The following is a 318-nucleotide window of genomic DNA, read 5'->3' as shown; positions in this document are numbered from 1 at the left end:
TGACGAGTCGGTGCGCGACGCGGTTTATTATTTTCACAACGATGTGTCGGGGATGCCCGAAGAGTTGACCGACGCCGATGGTGAACTGGTGTGGCAGGCGCGTTACAAGGTGTGGGGGAACGCGGTTCAGGAGGAATGGGTTCAGCACGCGGAGCCGAGGCCGCAGAATCTGCGATTTCAGGGGCAGTATCTGGATCGCGAGACTGGGCTGCATTACAACACGTTCCGGTTTTATGATCCGGATGTGGGGCGGTTTATCAACCAGGACCCGATCGGGTTGATGGGTGGGGTGAATCTTTATGCGTATGCGCCGAATCC

The 318-nt window shown here is 57.2% G+C and carries 1 protein-coding gene; it reads left to right on the top strand.

Annotated elements, in window-relative coordinates; all coding sequences use genetic code 11:
- Positions 1–318, top strand: a 318-nt coding sequence (locus U5782_RS41460) for an RHS repeat-associated core domain-containing protein (protein WP_322049649.1), incomplete at both ends; no start/stop codon positions are given.

Source organism: Paraburkholderia sp. J67 (genome assembly GCF_905220265.1).
GTDB lineage: Bacteria > Pseudomonadota > Gammaproteobacteria > Burkholderiales > Burkholderiaceae > Paraburkholderia.
This window is presented reverse-complemented; position numbering and strand designations above follow the sequence as displayed.